Origin of the sequence: uncultured Porphyromonas sp., from assembly GCF_915070105.1 — a bacterium.
GTDB lineage: Bacteria > Bacteroidota > Bacteroidia > Bacteroidales > Porphyromonadaceae > Porphyromonas.
This window is the reverse complement of record NZ_CAJZFJ010000050.1, coordinates 1-16399: the sequence shown is the minus strand read 5'-3', so window position 1 is coordinate 16399 and position 16399 is coordinate 1. Positions and strand designations below refer to the sequence as shown.

13 protein-coding genes are annotated in these 16399 nt (G+C 56.5%); 7 read left to right on the top strand and 6 right to left on the bottom strand.

Annotation, left to right across the window (positions count from 1 at the left end; translation table 11 throughout):
* The first annotated feature begins 382 nt into the window (after nucleotides 1-382).
* From QZ554_RS06085 to rplI, 6 genes are all read left to right on the top strand, one after another.
* Nucleotides 383-1315 (top strand): amidinotransferase, encoded by a 933-nt coding sequence (locus tag QZ554_RS06085; protein ID WP_297195033.1) that lies wholly within the window; start codon nucleotides 383-385, stop codon nucleotides 1313-1315.
* Nucleotides 1316-1445: 130 nt separating this feature from the next.
* Nucleotides 1446-2039, top strand: coding sequence for a 7-carboxy-7-deazaguanine synthase QueE (locus QZ554_RS06080; RefSeq protein WP_297195031.1), 594 nt, complete (start codon nucleotides 1446-1448; stop codon nucleotides 2037-2039).
* 5 nt (nucleotides 2040-2044) lie between these two features.
* The gene (locus QZ554_RS06075) at nucleotides 2045-4093 is read left to right on the top strand and encodes an OmpA family protein (RefSeq protein WP_297195030.1); all 2049 of its coding nucleotides are present in this window, start codon (nucleotides 2045-2047) and stop codon (nucleotides 4091-4093) included.
* A 133-nt stretch (nucleotides 4094-4226) separates the two neighbouring features.
* Complete coding sequence (rpsF, locus tag QZ554_RS06070) at nucleotides 4227-4556, top strand: 30S ribosomal protein S6 (protein ID WP_297195028.1); 330 nt, start codon at nucleotides 4227-4229, stop codon at nucleotides 4554-4556.
* Nucleotides 4557-4581: 25 nt separating this feature from the next.
* Complete coding sequence (gene rpsR, locus QZ554_RS06065) at nucleotides 4582-4851, top strand: 30S ribosomal protein S18 (protein ID WP_297177543.1); 270 nt, start codon at nucleotides 4582-4584, stop codon at nucleotides 4849-4851.
* 57 nt (nucleotides 4852-4908) lie between these two features.
* The gene (rplI, locus tag QZ554_RS06060) at nucleotides 4909-5436 is read left to right on the top strand and encodes a 50S ribosomal protein L9 (RefSeq protein ID WP_297195026.1); all 528 of its coding nucleotides are present in this window, start codon (nucleotides 4909-4911) and stop codon (nucleotides 5434-5436) included.
* A 279-nt stretch (nucleotides 5437-5715) separates the two neighbouring features.
* On the opposite strand, the gene tpx is transcribed toward rplI, so the two are convergent.
* Both tpx and mfd read right to left on the bottom strand, forming a co-directional pair.
* Nucleotides 5716-6219, bottom strand: coding sequence for a thiol peroxidase (gene tpx / locus QZ554_RS06055; protein ID WP_297195024.1), 504 nt, complete (start codon nucleotides 6217-6219; stop codon nucleotides 5716-5718).
* 157 nt (nucleotides 6220-6376) lie between these two features.
* Complete coding sequence (gene mfd, locus QZ554_RS06050; RefSeq protein WP_297195022.1) at nucleotides 6377-9754, bottom strand: transcription-repair coupling factor; 3378 nt, start codon at nucleotides 9752-9754, stop codon at nucleotides 6377-6379.
* Between the two features lie 644 nt (nucleotides 9755-10398).
* On the opposite strand from mfd, the gene QZ554_RS06045 reads away from it, so the two are divergent.
* Entirely contained in the window at nucleotides 10399-11802 is a 1404-nt protein-coding gene (locus tag QZ554_RS06045) for a dihydroorotase (protein ID WP_297195021.1), read from the top strand.
* 102 nt (nucleotides 11803-11904) lie between these two features.
* Here QZ554_RS06045 and pgl read toward each other — a convergent pair whose 3' ends face one another.
* The 4 genes from pgl to QZ554_RS06025 form a co-directional block, all read right to left on the bottom strand.
* Entirely contained in the window at nucleotides 11905-12603 is a 699-nt protein-coding gene (gene pgl / locus QZ554_RS06040; protein ID WP_297195019.1) for a 6-phosphogluconolactonase, read from the bottom strand.
* The gene (gene zwf, locus QZ554_RS06035) at nucleotides 12600-14141 is read right to left on the bottom strand and encodes a glucose-6-phosphate dehydrogenase (protein WP_297195017.1); all 1542 of its coding nucleotides are present in this window, start codon (nucleotides 14139-14141) and stop codon (nucleotides 12600-12602) included. The genes pgl and zwf overlap by 4 nt, the downstream gene beginning before the upstream one ends.
* A gap of 12 nt (nucleotides 14142-14153) precedes the next feature.
* A complete protein-coding gene (gnd, locus tag QZ554_RS06030; RefSeq protein WP_297195015.1) occupies nucleotides 14154-15620 on the bottom strand; it encodes a decarboxylating NADP(+)-dependent phosphogluconate dehydrogenase in 1467 nt (488 codons plus the stop codon).
* A 109-nt stretch (nucleotides 15621-15729) separates the two neighbouring features.
* Nucleotides 15730-16101, bottom strand: coding sequence for a DUF1304 domain-containing protein (locus QZ554_RS06025; RefSeq protein ID WP_297195013.1), 372 nt, complete (start codon nucleotides 16099-16101; stop codon nucleotides 15730-15732).
* Nucleotides 16102-16399 lie beyond the last annotated feature (298 nt).

Here is a 16399-nt window from a genome sequence, read left to right as displayed (position 1 = left end):
CTCCTCTCTAGGGCTCGCTTGTATGTCTATTCCTTGGGGATAATGCCTAGGATCTCTAGGGATGGGCTAAGGCTCTCTGGGATACGAAATGATCCCCAGGATCCAAAGGCAGGAGTGTGCGAGCGAGATCATGTGTCGGTCCTGGCGAAAAGGGTCACTCCGACACCCCTAGAGGGGTACTAAGGATACCCGTAGCTTCGCCTCCATGAGCTGTTCCCTTCGATGTAGAGCGTAGTCTACCCTCCCCTACCCATAAGGGCTATACGGGAGAGCAATTTAGATCTAGAGGGCTACTTTTATTCCAAAAGCAAAGAACTTTACGTATATTTGCGGTAACCGCCCCCTTGAACGCCCAACGGGGGTAAGCAATACAGCAACAATTATGGAAGCTATCATCCCACACGTCACCAACGAGACCGACCAGCTCCAGGTCGTAGTACTCGGACTGCCCCAGAGTCTCGGAGACGTACCTCAGCTCTCCGAGACCTACGATGCCAAGAGCTATGAGGCTGTCAGCAAGGGGATCTACCCACGTGAAAGCGATGTCATCCGCGAGATGAATGTGGTCCTATCCATTCTCGAGCGGTATGGGGTAGAAGTGCTTCGCCCGACACCTCTGGAGAACTACAACCAGATCTTCGCCCGCGATGTAGGCTTTACGATCGATAATACCTTCTTTGTATCCAACCTCATCCCTGATCGTGCACTGGAGACAGATGCCTTCGCCTCCTCCATCCTACCACGTATCGCCGATGGGCACGTAGAGCACCTGCCAGAGCAGGTACATACAGAGGGGGGAGATATCCTACTCTATGACGACCTACTCTTCGTAGGTACTTACCTAGGAGAGGACTATTCCAGCTACAAGACAGCTCGGACGAACCGCTATGCCATCGACTTCCTACGTGAGCGATTCCCCCGCAAGCACATCATCCCCCTAGAGCTGAAGAAGCACGATCACGACCCGCTCCGCTCTGTCCTACACCTAGACTGTGCCTTCCAGCCAGTGTCCCGAGGTCGGGCACTGATCTACAAGGAGGGCTTCCTACACAAGCAAGATATAGGTCTACTGGAGGAGATCTTCGGGCATGACAACCTCTTCTCTGTGACCCCCGAGGAGGCATACTATATGAATACGAATATCTTCTCCCTCGGGCCCGATGCGATCATCAGTGATCAGCACTTCATCCGCCTGAACCAGTTCCTACGCTCGGCATGGGGGATGACCGTAGAGGAAGCACCCTATCAGGAGATCTCCAAGATGGGAGGTCTACTACGCTGCTCCACCATGCCGCTTGTGCGTGGTGTGAAGTAGTAGGTACACGCCACTCCAGCACGACACCCCCACACCTCTACCCCACGACTTGGGAAGTAGAGGTGTGGGGGTGTCGGCTACATGTATCGGTAGGAGACGTATCTTTGCAGGTGTAATGAAGAGGAAAGAGATGCTAGTAAATGAGATATTCTACAGCCTACAGGGCGAGGGACTGAATATGGGGAGAGCCTCCATATTCATTCGTCTAAGCAAGTGCAACCTAAGCTGTAGCTTCTGCGACACAGAGTATGAGAGTGGCACAGAGATGAGCCTAGAGGAGCTACGGGATCATATCGCCCAGTGGCCCTGCCGACGTATCATCTGGACGGGAGGCGAGCCAACCCTACAGCTAACCGATGAGGTCGTCGCCTACTTCAAAGCCCTTGGTTACCACCAGTCCATCGAGACCAACGGTACTCGTCGCCCCCCCCACGGGCTGGACTACATCACCTGCAGCCCGAAGAAGGAGGCCATGCGCCTACTACACCGCAACTTCCCCGATGGTGTGGGAGAGTTCCGCTTTCCCGTAGGGCAGGACATAGACCTCCCCCCCAGTATCGAGGAGCTCCCACCAGCCGAGGCCTATCTCTTGAGCCCCATCTTCGTAGGGGAGGATCAGAGTGAGGTCGATCCCACTGCCGTAGCACTCTGTGTAGACTATATACTCCAGCATCCCGAGTGGCGACTAAGCCTACAGGTACACAAGCTCATTCACATCCCCTAGAGGTCATGCCCCGCACTCGTATCATCCCCTTGCTCCTCCTATTTGGTTGGGCACTTGTGGTCACTGGCTGCAGCCCCCGCCTAGAGCGGGAGGCAGAGCTCGCTGAGCGACGAGGGGAGTACCATCGTGCAGCAGAGCTCTACCGAAGACTCTACACCCAGACACCAGCCAAGCAGGCGAGTGAGCGGGCACGCCTTGCCTTTCGTGCCGGGGAGAATGCTCGTCGTACCCGAGCCGTTGCCTCTGCCCACACGAGCTACCTCGCAGCCCTGCGTCACCACTACCCGGATAGTCTTCTGCTCCTCCGCCTCAGTGAGACTTCGCTGGGGGTAGGTGCACCCGAGCAAGCCAGAGCCTTCGCCCTACGCTACCTCAGCCACGACTCTACGAGTAGGGAGGCTCGCCGTGTGCTGGAGAGTACAAGCCTTGCCCTCAGCCACAATCCATCCACCACAGCCCACTCCATATATAAGGTAGAGCGAGCTGACCACCTCTCCTCCACCCGTAGCGACTACGGTGTCACCTATTCGCCCGAGGGGAAGGTCATCTATCTGACGAGCACCCGCCCCCTAGGAGGATCCTCCAAGAGCTCAAGCCCGATCACAGGGGAGGGGCTAGGTCGGATCTACGCCCTGCGACAGGGAGCAAACGGGATCTGGGAGCGGCGACTAGATACCCTTGCTGGCCTTGGGCATCCCCAGTCAGACCTCGGAACCCCCACCCTTAGCCCCGATGGCCGTACGATGTACCTCACCCTAGCAGTGCAGGGGCAGGAGGGTACGCACACAGCTAGGATCTACCGATCTACCCTAGGGATGGAGGGACGATGGAGTGAAGCTGAGCCCGTAGACCTCCTCTCGGATAGCACGGTGCTCGTGGCACACCCCTCACTTAGCCCCTCGGGGCGAGTGCTCTTCTTCGTCTCTGACCTCAATTCAGGTAAGGGGGGTAAGGATCTCTACCGAGTAGAACTAGTGGATGGTATCCCAGGGGCACTCTACAACCTAGGAGCAGAGGTCAATACCCCCAGCGACGAACTCTACCCATACGCCGTCTCAGACAGCCTACTCTACTTCGCCTCCGATGGGCATGTAGGGCTTGGGGGACTTGATATATATCGGGCACAGCTCCTGCCGAGTGGTCACTATGAGGTCACACACATCCCCGCCCCGATCAATAGCCCCGCAGATGACTATGGCCTAGCCCCTACCCCTCGGGTCAGCGAACTTGATCCTACGGGCAGACTGCTGGAGGTAGGCTTCCTAGCCTCGTCCCGTGATGACCAGCGTGGTCGTCCTCACCTCTACCGCTTCGAGCGGGCACGGATAGAGACACTCATCGAGGGGCTTGTCCTAGACCGAGAGGGCTACCCGATCCCAGGAGCTACCCTTCGTCTAGTGGGCAATACCGCCGAGGATCAGATACGTGCTGTCACGACGGATGCCGAGGGGAGCTACCGACTAAGTGCATCAGCCGACATCGACTACGTGATGCTCGCCTCTGCCCCAGGCTATCTCAATCAGTACGTGCGCCTACACACCGACCCCTCGGACAGCAGTGAGGTCTACACCGTGGATTTCTACCTGACGAGTCGTGAGACTACAGAGCAGCTACGTGAGCTCTACTATGCCTTTGACTCTGCCGAGATCCTCCCCGAGAGTACCCCCGCACTCGAGGCCTTACTTAGGCTACTGGAGGATAACCCCGAGGTGGTGATCGAGCTGACAGCTCATGCCGATCGTATCGGGTCGGACAGCTACAACACCACTCTCTCGGAGCGACGCGCACGCTCTGTCCTCTCCTACCTCACATCCCGAGGCATCGCAGAGGGGCGACTACACTCACGTGGCTATGGGAAGAGCCATCCCTTCGTGGTGACTCGGCGAGTGGCTGAGGAGTATCCCTTCCTAGAGGCCGGACAAGTCCTTGACGAAGCCTTTATCGCCACTCTTCCCGAGGAGCAACAAGCGGTATGTGATGCCCTCAACCGTCGCACCGAGCTACGTGTACTGCCTGCCCGTGAGCCCTCAGAGAATGAGGGCATGGGGATATAGCCGTAGTACGCTCCCCGACACTCCCATGATAGTAGCTGTATCGTGAATGATCACAGCTAGATACATTTGGAGTGATAGAGATATTTACGTACCTTTGCGCCCGATAATTTTAATCTCTTAATAATAACGAGAAATGAATAACTACGAAACCGTTTTCATTCTTACTCCCGATTTATCTGAAGCTCAGGTAAAGGAAGCGGTCGCAAAGTTCGTTGATGTACTCAAGGGCGAAGGCGCTGAGATCGTAAACGAAGAGAACTGGGGGCTCAAGAAGCTCGCCTATGCTATCGCCAAGAAGTCTACGGGCTACTATCAGTTCCTAGAGTTCCAGGCTAAGCCTGAGACGATCGCTACGCTAGAGACGCAGTTCCGTCGTGACGAGAATGTCCTTCGATTCCTGACCTTCCGCCAGGACAAGTTCGCTCACGCATACGCTGAGAAGAGAAGAAGCCGTAAGGCATAACCCATCCAAAGACAAGGCAAAGAAAATGGCTGCATCAACAGAAGTACGCTACCTTACCCCCCTTACGGTAGATAGCAAGAAGAAGAAGTACTGCCGCTTCAAGAAGAGCGGTATCAAGTATATCGACTACAAGGATCCTGAGTTCCTCAAGCGTTTCCTTAACGAGCAGGGCAAGATCCTCCCACGTCGCATCACCGGCACCAGCCTCAAGTTCCAGCGCCGTGTAGCTCAGGCCGTCAAGCGTGCTCGTCACCTGGCTCTGCTACCCTACGTAACGGACAACATGGCTAAGTAAGGCTCCGCCCCTTACACAGACACAAGTAAAGAATAAACCCAGAGGAGACAGAATACAATGGAAGTTATTTTGAAAGAAGACGTAGTCGGTCTCGGCTACAAGGACGATATCGTCACGGTAAAGAACGGCTACGGTCGCAACTTTCTAATCCCCACAGGCAAGGCTATCATCGCTACTGAAGCAGCGAAGAAGATCCTAGCTGAAAACCTTCGCCAGCGTGCTCACAAGATCGCCGCTATCAAGAAGGAAGCTGAGGAACGCTCAAAGAAGTACGAAGGTGTACGCCTCTCCATCACAGCTCATACCAACGCTGCTACGGGTAGCCTCTATGGCTCCGTCACCGCTGCTGAGATCGCCGAAGAGCTCGCTAAGCTAGGTCTAGAGACCGAGCGTAAGCTGATCTTCATCAAGACGATCAAGGAGATTGGTAACTACACCGCTACGGTACGTCTGCACAAGGAGGTAGCTATCGAGATCCCCGTAGAGGTGCTCTCTGATGCTCCTAAGGCAGAGAAGAAGGCTGAGGAACCTAAGGCTGAAGAAGCTCCCGAAGCACCTGCTGAGGAAGTAGCCGAAGAGGCCTAAGCCACAGACAAAGACTAAGCAAATGCGCCCTAGGGTCTCACACGAGATCCTAGGGCGCATTTCTTTCACACGATTATACCATCCCCCCTAATAGGCTGTGAGAGGAGGAGATGACAGGGAGAGGGGAGGAGATGGCAGGGGCGGAAGTACATCTATGTACAATACAATGGGGGCTAGGCCATGTGACCTAGCCCCCATTGTATTATACATAGCTCCAGCTGTAGAGTAGGATATACCCAGAGCTAAGCTAGAGGTCTGTAGGAGCTGTGGTAGGACAGCTTACTTCAGTACTGCGAGAGCTGCCTCGTAGTTAGGCTCATGCGTGAGCTCGGGGACGAGCTCGGTGTAGAGCACCTTCCCATTCTCGTCGATGACGATGACGGCACGAGCGAGCAGGCCATAGAGAGGACCATCCTCCTGGAGGAGACCATAGCCATCGGTGAAGCAGTTGCAGCGGAAGGTAGACAGAGGGATGACCTTGTCCAGACCCTCAGCACCGCAGAAGCGAGCCTGTGCGAAGGGGAGGTCCTTAGAGATGCAGAGTACGACGGTGTTGTCTAGCTTGGAAGCCTCAGCGTTGAAGCGACGTACGCTAGCAGCACATACACCGGTGTCTACGCTGGGGAATACATTGAGGACGACACGCTTGCCACGGTAGTCCTCTAGGTGTACATCGGTGAGGTCGGTCTTGGTACCCTTGAAGTTAGGGGCTTGTGTCCCCACGGCAGGGAGGTTACCGTTGAGCTTTACAGTGAGGCTGTTCTTGAATGTTACTGTTGCCATTGTCTTATTACGATTAGGAGCCACTTTGGATCGTTGGCTCGGGTGAGTAGCGGGCATCCTGCACTGAGCGACAAGGGTAGTCGGGATCAGGAGCAGGCACAGAGAGAGAACAAGGCTCGCTCGGGTGTGGTTCGATAGAATCATTGTTTTATAGGGATTACTTATTTACCTCTTTCTTCCTCCGCCCTAGCACATCCTCTAGGACGGCGATAGCAGAGGCGACAGAGGCGACATTATGAATACGGATGATGTGGCGGTCAGCTCGCTGGACGAACTCACAGCTACGGCTATTACGTGCGACGTACTCCAGTAGTCTACCGAAGGCATCGGAGGAATAGTAGGCACTCGTCGTATCGGCGATGAGGTGTAGACTCATAGAGCCAGCCTTGAGGACGACCTTCTCGATCCCGAGGTGATGACCTAGACGACGAAGGCGGGGGATAAGGATAAGGGCACGAGCGGAAGGGGGGAGCTTACCAAAGCGATCCTCCATACGCTCTCTGAAGGCCTCTAGCTCCCGATCCTCGCTGAGCCCATCGAGCTCTCGGTAGAGCAGAATACGCTCTGCATCCTGAGGGACATAGTCCACCGGGAAGGAAAGCTCCAGATCACTCTCCACCTGCGTCTCCACTACGAAGCGATCTGCCAGCTCCTCCCCGCCCTCCTGACGATCATCGGTGGCATAGACGTGGGCGAACTCTCCTGCCTTCAGCTCCTGTATCGCTTCGGTAAAGACCTTCTGATAGGTCTCATAGCCCATATCGGTGATGAAGCCACTCTGCTCTGCACCGAGCACGTTACCTGCTCCTCGCTGGTCCAGATCCTGTAGGGCGATACGAATGCCACTACCTAGCTCACTGAAGCTCTCTATGGCCACGAGTCGTCTGCGGGACTCCTCGGAGACCGTATCTAGGGGGGGAGCAAGTAGGTAGCAGAAGGCCTTGCGGTCACTTCGCCCTACCCGACCACGTAGCTGATGGAGTTCACTGAGCCCATAGTGGTGGGCATCATGGATGATGATGGTATTGGCATTGGGGACGTCGATACCATTCTCTATGATCTTGGTAGCTACGAGGACGTCATACTCATGGTTCCCGAAGTCAATCAAGATCTGCTCCATCTCCTTCGGAGCGAGACGTCCGTGTGCCACGGCGATACGGGCATCAGGCACCTCCCTCTGGATGAGGGCAGCTAGGTTCTCGATATTACTAATACGGCTATTGACGCAGTACACCTGCCCATTACGGCTCATCTCGAAGCCGATCGCCTCACGCAGTACCGAGGGAATAGCCTGCGTGAGGATCGTCTCTACGGGACGACGATTAGCAGGAGGTGTATTGAGGTTCGATAGATCCCGAGCCCCCATGAGTGAGAACTGTAGGGTACGTGGTATCGGAGTGGCACTCATCGCAAGGGTATCGACATTGACCTGGAGCTGACGGAGCTTCTCCTTGGTCGCCACCCCAAACTTCTGCTCCTCGTCTATAATGAGTAGCCCTAGGTCGTGGAAGGCGACATCCTTGCTCGTCAGGCGGTGTGTCCCGATGATGATATCGATCTTCCCCTCACGGAGGTCACGTAGTATCTCCCTGAGTTCCTTAGTCGTGCGTGCTCGGGAGATATAGTCTACTCGGACGGGGAAGTCCCTCAGACGCTTGGAGAAGGTGCGGTAGTGCTGATAGGCCAGTACGGTCGTGGGGACAAGGAGGGCAACCTGCTTGCCATCGGTAGCAGCCTTGAAGGCTGCACGAACGGCGATCTCGGTCTTCCCGAAGCCTACGTCACCGCAGAGCAAGCGATCCATAGGATAGGGTCGCTCCATATCGGCCTTCACAGCCGCCGTTGCGACAGCTTGGTCGGGTGTGTCTTCGAAGGCAAACGAGGCCTCTAGTTCGTGCTGTAGGTAGCTGTCGGGGCTGAAGGCAAAGCCCTCACTCTCCCGACGCTGGGCATAGAGGCGGATGAGGTCTCGGGCGATGTCCTTGATCCGCTTCTTCGTGCGGTCCTTGATCCGCTGCCATGCTCCCGAGCCTACGGCACTCAGCGTTACCTCGGTCTGCTCCCCTCCGGTGCGGTAGTGGGAGAGCTTGTGTAGGCTATGGAGATTGACATAGATGGAGTCGTTATTGCGGTAGATGAGCTTGACGAACTCCTGAGTGCGTCCCTGCTGCTCCATCGTCACCAGCCCATCGAAGCGTCCGATACCATGGTCTGCGTGTACGACTAGATCTCCCCGCTGGAAGCTCTGCAGCTCCTTGAGCGAGAGAGTGACCTTACCCGCCGTCGCCTTATCACTACGTAGGCTGTACTTGTGATAGCGGTCGAAGAGCTCATGCTCCGTCAGCAAGACCGACCTATTATCCTCGTCCACGAAGCCCTCATGGAGGGTTAGGGACGTGCGCTGGGGCATCAACGCCTCGGGGAGGCGGCCGCTTAGGATGTCGGTCACTCGCTCATAGGCCGTGTCAGACCCTGCAGAGAGCCAGACGCTGTAGCCACCACTCTGCCACGAGCGGATCTGCTCACATAGGGCATCATAGTCCTTGTGGAAGAGGGGCTGAGCTGTGGTATGGAAGACGAGGTCGGCATCTGTGCTATCGGCCACGAGCTCATACTGCGGCAGTGCAGCGAGCTCGGCGAGCAGGCTCTGGGGCTCTACCAAGGCTCGGCGTAGTGCCTCTAGGTCAGCAAAGCCCTCCCCATCCTGTAGGATCGGTGCCTCATCCCAGGTAGCCTCTAGGCGAGGCAGGAGGGCATTACGCCCCTCGAGCGCTAGCTGCGTCCCCTCTGGCAGGAGGGAGAGGAGCGAGGCCCGCCCCCCTTCGCTTCGAGCGAGGTCGGGACTCAATACCAGCTCTTGAAGGCTCTCTACTGATAGCTGGCTATCGACCTCAAATCGACGAAGGCTCTCCACCTCATCGTCAAAGAAGTCTAGGCGATAGGGGAGCTCGGAGGTAAAGGAATAGATATCGAAGATACTCCCTCGGATAGCGAACTGACCAGGCTCGTAGACGTAGTCCATACGCTCGAAGCCCCAGGAGAGGAGCTTGTCTCTCAGTTCGTCTCGGTCTAGGAGCTCTCCCCGCTGGATGATGAAGGTATCCTCTGCCTGAGCCTCATCCCGAGGGACACTCTCGATCAAGGCCTCGGGATAGGTCACGATGATGGGTAGGCGAGACTGACCTCGCTTGGCATCACTATATAGGCTACTCAGCACCATAGAGCGGAGGAGGGTACTAGCCTCATCCCGATGTCCATAGCGGATAGCACGGCGGTAAGCGGAGGGGAAGAAGAGGACTGCATCACTCCCCAGCAGTCCCTCTAGGTCGGCATACAGATAGCCTGCTCGCTCCTCATCCCTCATCAGCACGATGAGGGGAGCCGCATGCCTGAGACGAGCGAGCACAAGCGAACGAGCAGAGCCTGCTAAGCCAGAGAGACGCATCCGCTTCCTCTCGGCGAGGGGATGCTCTAGCTGGGTTGCATGCTCATAGGATCCGTAGAGTAAGGGGGGAAGGAAGGCTCCTTCCTTCATAGGTAAATCAACCTGTTTCACACTACGAAGATACGCCATCTGACGTAAATTAGTCTCCCCATCTCAGCTCTATCCGAGCCTCATCTCCCCCACTCCATCCCCCGACAGCCCCACTCATTAGGAGGAAAGCTCCCCTAGAGCGAAGGCATGAGGTCACTAGAGAGGCGGATATATAAGGTCACTAAAGAGGCTGACACATGAGACCACAGAAGACCAAGAGCGAGGTAGTCAAGGAGCATATGCGGAAGATAGTAGCATCTGTGTCCTAGGTGCGGAGCGAACAAGTATACACCTATTACCTAGAGGGGAAGAGTGTACACGTGTGTACACACTAGTATACCCACGTGTACACAACTGTATACACGCGTGTACACTACCTCGCTCTAAGTATCACCTCTATAGGGTGCTCTCTTAGGGCGATCGCTTGGGGTCTGCACTCAGGCTCTCTAGTGCACAGCTAAGGCGCCCCTAGATGGGAATGAATATCCCCACATAGTGCTCAAGAGCCATGCACACTCCGAGAAATCACACATCAGCCACGAGGTACTCATCAGGGATAGCCCCAATGACTTATCTTTGTAGCGAGGGCTACGCATAGTCTTCGCTGCATTATACATATCAAACTTCTGATCCGAACAAAATCAATGAAGCAACTCATCCACAGGGCTACCATCATCAACGACGGGGAGAGCTACGTCGGCTCCATCCTCATCGATGGAGAGCGGATCGCCAAGATATATAGGGGCGAGAAGATCTACAAGCACGAGGCAGGTACACGGATCAACATGGGCGAATATTGGTTCCCCGAAGGTATCGAGCGTGAGGCCGACGTCGTCATCCCTGCCGAGGGACTCTTGCTCCTGCCTGGGTGCATAGATGACCAAGTGCACTTCCGTGAGCCCGGACTGACCCACAAGGCGACCATAGAGTCCGAGAGCCGTGCAGCCATAGCGGGTGGGATCACCTCCTTCATGGAGATGCCCAATACCAAGCCCCCCACGACCAGCCTCGAGGCCTGGCAGTGGAAGATGGATCGTGCCCAAGAGACGTCGTGGGCGAACTACTCCTTCTTCTTCGGCGGAAGCAATGACAATGCGGATGAGCTCCGACGTATCGATCGACTCCATACCCCTGGCATCAAGCTCTTCTTGGGCTCCTCTACGGGCAATATGCTCGTGGATGACCGCCATACACTCGAGCGGATATTCAGCGAGACCGACCTCATCATCGCTACCCACTGTGAGAAGGAGGAGATCATCCGTGCCAATAGGGAGCACTTCCTCGCTCAGATACCCGAGGACGAACTCGATGTACGCTATCACCCACTGATCCGTAGCGAGGAGGCCTGCTACCGCTCCTCCAGCGAAGCCGTGGAGCTCGCCACCCGCCTAGGCAGTCGCCTACACATCCTACACGTCTCCACAGCCCGAGAGCTCAGCCTATTCAGCGATCAGCTCCCCCTGGCAGAGAAGCGGATCACGGCCGAGGCCTGTGTCCACCACCTGCTCTTCACCGACCAGGATTATCCACGTCTAGGCAACCGTATCAAGTGGAACCCCGCCGTCAAGACTATGCGAGACCGAGAAGCTCTACGTGAGGCCGTCTGCCACCAGAGGATCGACATCATCGCCACAGATCATGCCCCACACCTCCTGGAGGAGAAGAAGGGGAACTGCCTGACGGCTGCTAGCGGTGGCCCACTCTGCGAATGGGCACTCATCTCTATGCTTGACTTAGCTCTGGAGGGAGTCTTCACTCGGGAGCAGGTCGTAGAGATGATGGCTCACCGCCCAGCCCAGCTCTTCGGTCTGCAGGATCGGGGCTTCATAAAGGAGGACTACTATGCCGATCTTGTGCTCATCGCCCCCAATGCTCCACACCTCGTCACAGCGGACTCTGTCGTGTCCAAGTGTGGCTGGTCACCCTTCGAGGGGCACACCTTCACGCACCGGGTCGTACAGACCTTTGTCAATGGTCATTCGGTCTACCACGATGGCGCCTTCTGCCCCGAGCGCCCCACGAGCTATCCACTGACCTTCGGACGCTAGAGCTCTACCGAGCACTAGAGTAGAGAGCCCCGCCCCACGATATGAGTAAGATCTCATACCGTAGGGCGGGGCTCTCTGCTCCTAATATGTATAGCGGATCAGCTAAAGCACTACATCCGTATAGAGGGCGGCATCAGGACGATGCCCTGCGATATAGGCTGCTGGGTAGCCCTTGGCCTCGGGGCTGGAGGAGAGGATAGCACGTAGGACAGGTGCCTTCGCCTCTCCCGTCACGAGGAAGAGCAGCCGACGAGCAGCTAGGATCGTAGGCCCTGTGAGGGCGATGCGACGCTGCCCCTTAGGGCTCGTGGCCACTGCATACGGAGCCTCCTCAGTCAAGAGCTGGGGCTCATGGGGGAAGATCGAGGAGGTATGACCATCATCCCCTAGCCCTAGGAGCACGATGTCGAAGACTGGGTACTCGCCGTCGAAGGGGAGCTCCGAGCCCACGAGCCAGCAGTAGTCCTTAGCCTCCCGCTCGGGATCAGCCTCTCCCCGTATACGGTGCACCTGATCCTCGGGAATGGGGACATGATCCAGGAGAGTAGCCTTCGTCATACCATAGTTGCTATCGGGATCGGTGGGAGGGACACACCGCTCATCCACCCAATAGAGGTGGATACGATCCCAGCGGACGGCACTACGTAGGGGTTCCTCAGCCAGCAGGCTAAAGAGTAGTCGAGGGGTACTGCCCCCCGAGAGGGCGATGTGTACCCAGCCCTCCTGAGAGGGACGTACGAAGGCCTCCTCGGCGACAGCACGAGCGACCTCCTCGGGGGTAGCATAGATGTATGGGATCATAGTTCGCAGTAGAGCTCAGAGTTAGTGAGGTTACGGCAGGGGTTCGTCCAGCTGTGATCCCGCTCGATGATTAGGTCACTCTGCTTAGGTCCCCATGTACCTGCGGGATAGCCGTAGAGAGGGAAGTCGTCCTCCTGCCAGAGGCGAAGGATAGGATCGAAGAAGCGCCAGCTCATCTCCACTGCATCGCTGCGTGTGAAGAGGGTGGAGTCACCGAGCATACAGTCCTCTAGGAGGCGTGAGTAGGCATCTCCCGAAGCCAAGCCCCCGAGCTGGTCGTAGGTGAAGTTCATCGAGACCTTCTTGACCTCGAAGCCCGAGCCAGGTACCTTGGCGGCAAACTTCAGAGAGATCCCCTCATCGGGCTGGATACGGATGATGAGCTGATTGGGTACCGTACCTCCGTCTAGCGTGGTGAACATCTTGTGCGGTGTGGGCTTGAAGTGCACGACGATCTCGGTGACCTTCGTCGGCATCATCTTACCCGTACGGATATAGAAGGGGACACCCTGCCAGCGCCAGTTGTCGATATAGAGCTTCATCGCCACGAAGGTCTCCGTACGGCTATCGCCCACCACCTTATCCTCCTCTCGGTAGGCACGATGAAGCTCCCCTCGCCATTCGCCCTCGGTGTACTGGCCTCGGATAACTCGCCGACGTACCTCATCATCCGACATGGGACGGAAGGACTGGTAGACCTTCACCACCTCGTTGCGGAAGAGATCTGCATTGAACTGCACTGGGGGCTCCATCGCCGTCAGGGCGACGAGCTGGGCTAGGTGGTTCTGTACCATATCCCGCAGAGCCCCTGTCTGGTCGTAGAAGCCTCCACGACTCTCTATACCCATATTCTCCACCGCCGTGATCTCTATTCGGTCGATATAGTTCCTATTCCATAGGGGCTCGAAGATGCCGTTGGCGAAGCGCAGTGCCATGATGTCCTGCACGGTCTCCTTGCCGAGGAAGTGGTCGATACGATAGAGCTGGTGCTCACGGAAGGCCGAACGATAGATCTTATTCAGCTCCAGCGCTGAGGCGAGGTCATAGCCGAAGGGCTTCTCGATGACGATACGGCGCAGAGCACCGCCCTCCTCACTATTGAGCCCGACATGCTTGAGGTGCTGGGGGACGACACCATAGAGTAGGGGCGGGGTAGAGAGGTAGTAGATGTAGTTGGCGGGATTGTCGATCTGCTTATCGAGCTGAGAGAGACGCTCCACGAGTCTCGGATAGTCACTCTGCTCAGCAGGGTCCATCGCTAGGTAGTACACCGAGCTAAGGAGCTGCTCCGCCAGCGAAGCATCGTACTCGCCCTCGGCTAGATACATCTGGAGGGCTTCATCTAGGTGCGGACGGTAGCTATCATCTGTGTAGTCCGTACGCCCGAGGGCGAGGACAGCGAAGCGGTGCGGGAGCTTGCCCTGCTTGAAGAGCTGGTAGAGCGAGGGGACGAGCTTGCGCTTAGTTAGGTCACCCGATCCACCGAAGATGACGAGGATGAGGCTCTCGGGCTTCGTATTCTGTGCGGTTACTTGCATCGTAGCTTAGCCTTAGGCATTATAGGTTGTGGATGAGGTATCACTCCCTCTACCTGTCCAATTCTCGTGGAAGAATTCACCCCTAGGACGATCCGTGCGCTCAAAGGTGTGTGCTCCGAAGAAGTCCCGCTGTGCCTGTACCATATTGGCAGGCAGGCGACGGGTCGTCAGAGAGAAGAAGTAGTTCAGTGCCGATGAGAAGGCTGGCACCGAGCACTCGGCTGCGATAGCAGAGGATACGATACGCCCCCAGTCGGCCTTGGCATCCTTGATCTCGTGCTGGAAGTAAGGGGCTAGTAGGAGGTTCTGTAGCTCTGGCTGTGCCTCGTAGGCCTCGGCGATATCGTTGAGGAAGGCAGAGCGGATGATACAGCCATTACGCCAGATGCGTGCGATGGAGGAGAGGTCGAGTGACCAACCATTGGCCTTAGAGGCCTCATATAGGAGGGAGAAGCCCTGCGCATAGGAGACGATCTTGGAGGCATAGAGGCTGCGCTGGAGGGCAAGCGTATCGGCCTCGGTGAAGGGCTCAGGGCAATGCTCGCTACGCGGGTAGATGCTGGAGGCCTCCTGACGTAGCTCCACCGAGGACGATAGGCTGCGCTCGTAGACAGCAGTAGCGATAAGGCTTAGGGGCTGGCCATACTCTAGGGAGTTGATGACGGACCACTTGCCCGTCCCCTTCTGTCCTGCTGCATCGAGGATCTTGTCGATGAGGTAGCTCCCATCTGCCTCCCGATGACGTAGGATCTCGGAGGTAATCTCGATGAGGTAGCTGGAGAGCTTGCCCTCGCCCCAAGAGGCGAAGATCTCGGCCATCTCCTCATTGCTCATCCCTGCGACCGAGCGTAGATAGCCATAGGCATCTGCGATGAGCTGCATATCCCCATACTCGATCCCATTGTGCACCATCTTGACGAAGTGCCCCGAGCCCCCTGCGCCTATCCAGGCACAGCAGGGAGTACCATCCTCGGCCTGCGCAGCGATCCGAGTGAAGATAGGCTCTAGGCTTGGCCAGGCCTCCTGTGCTCCGCCGGGCATGATCGCTGGGCCATTCAGTGCCCCTTCCTCTCCGCCAGAGATACCACAGCCCACGAAGTAGATACCCCGCTGACGTAGCTCGGCTTCCCGACGCTCGGAGTCCTCCCAGTTGGAGTTGCCCCCATCGATGACTATATCCCCAGCCTCTAGGTAGGGAAGGAGTGCCTCTATGACGAGGTCTACTGGACGACCTGCACGGATCATCATCATGATCTTGCGTGGACGCTCGATGCTGGCTACGAAGGCCTCTAGGTCAGTGAAGCCGAGGAAGTGCTTACCTGCCCCACGCCCAGCCATGAAGTGCTCTACGACACCTGCCTCGGCACCATCGGCACGGTTGTAGACGGAGACCTGGAAGCCATTACGCTCCATATTTAGGGCTAGGTTCTCGCCCATGACGGCGAGCCCGATGAGGCCTATATCTGATTTCTTGTTCATTGTTTATGATGGATGTATTATTGCGATGATTCGTATTGTTATGAGCGTGCCCCTCTCTACGCTACATCTCTATATAGAGGATGGGAAGAGAGGCTAGTGGGGCTCTACCCTAGACCTGTGCTAGGAGAAGGACGATGAGCGCAAGGATAGCAGGCATTCCCTGCTTGATGAGGATGCTACGGCTCGAGCGAATTGCCCCATAGCCAGCAGCGACGATGACACAGCAGAGGAAGAAGATCTGTACTCGGATCGACCACTCGGGGTCTCCGATAGTTAGTCCCCAGATCAGCCCTGCAGCTAGGAAGCCATTATAGAGACCTTGGTTGGCAGCGAGTCCCCTTGTGGGCTCAAAGAGCTCCTCGGGTAGCGCATCACGGAAGACCTCCTTACCCTTGGTCGTCCAAGCAAACATCTCGATCCAGAGAATATACAAGTGCTCCAGTGCCACCAAGGCAACGAGCACACAAGCAATTGTACTCATACGTGTACTGTGATTATGCAACGATTCTAAGTGCCCATCTATCCCTCCGACTGCCCTCAATAGAGCCCATCAGGATAGAAACACATATTTAGGGAACAGCACTACCCCCTAAATAGTTGGCTCTAACCTCCCCTCCTCCATCCCATCCCCCCTTATCGCATCCCTCATAAAAGACTACCCCCAGCACCCTATATCTATAGGGGCTGGGGGCGGTGTTACTTACCTGAGGGAATGAGTGCCGGGAAGTCGGGATCTAATGCCGACCTTGGGGGCACTTTGCTCGTGCGACGCAGTACCC

Bases quoted from the DNA above. Each gene is read 5' to 3' on its own strand.
- pgl (WP_297195019.1), bottom strand. From the start codon at position 12,603: ATGATCCCATACATCTATGCTACCCCCGAGGAGGTCGCTCGTGCTGTC.
- mfd (WP_297195022.1), bottom strand. From the start codon at position 9,754: ATGAAGGAAGGAGCCTTCCTTCCCCCCTTACTCTACGGATCCTATGAG.
- QZ554_RS06085 (WP_297195033.1), top strand. From the start codon at position 383: ATGGAAGCTATCATCCCACACGTCACCAACGAGACCGACCAGCTCCAG.
- tpx (WP_297195024.1), bottom strand. From the start codon at position 6,219: ATGGCAACAGTAACATTCAAGAACAGCCTCACTGTAAAGCTCAACGGT.
- QZ554_RS06025 (WP_297195013.1), bottom strand. From the start codon at position 16,101: ATGAGTACAATTGCTTGTGTGCTCGTTGCCTTGGTGGCACTGGAGCAC.
- QZ554_RS06080 (WP_297195031.1), top strand. From the start codon at position 1,446: ATGCTAGTAAATGAGATATTCTACAGCCTACAGGGCGAGGGACTGAAT.
- zwf (WP_297195017.1), bottom strand. From the start codon at position 14,141: ATGCAAGTAACCGCACAGAATACGAAGCCCGAGAGCCTCATCCTCGTC.
- rpsR (WP_297177543.1), top strand. From the start codon at position 4,582: ATGGCTGCATCAACAGAAGTACGCTACCTTACCCCCCTTACGGTAGAT.
- QZ554_RS06075 (WP_297195030.1), top strand. From the start codon at position 2,045: ATGCCCCGCACTCGTATCATCCCCTTGCTCCTCCTATTTGGTTGGGCA.
- QZ554_RS06045 (WP_297195021.1), top strand. From the start codon at position 10,399: ATGAAGCAACTCATCCACAGGGCTACCATCATCAACGACGGGGAGAGC.
- rplI (WP_297195026.1), top strand. From the start codon at position 4,909: ATGGAAGTTATTTTGAAAGAAGACGTAGTCGGTCTCGGCTACAAGGAC.
- rpsF (WP_297195028.1), top strand. From the start codon at position 4,227: ATGAATAACTACGAAACCGTTTTCATTCTTACTCCCGATTTATCTGAA.
- gnd (WP_297195015.1), bottom strand. From the start codon at position 15,620: ATGAACAAGAAATCAGATATAGGCCTCATCGGGCTCGCCGTCATGGGC.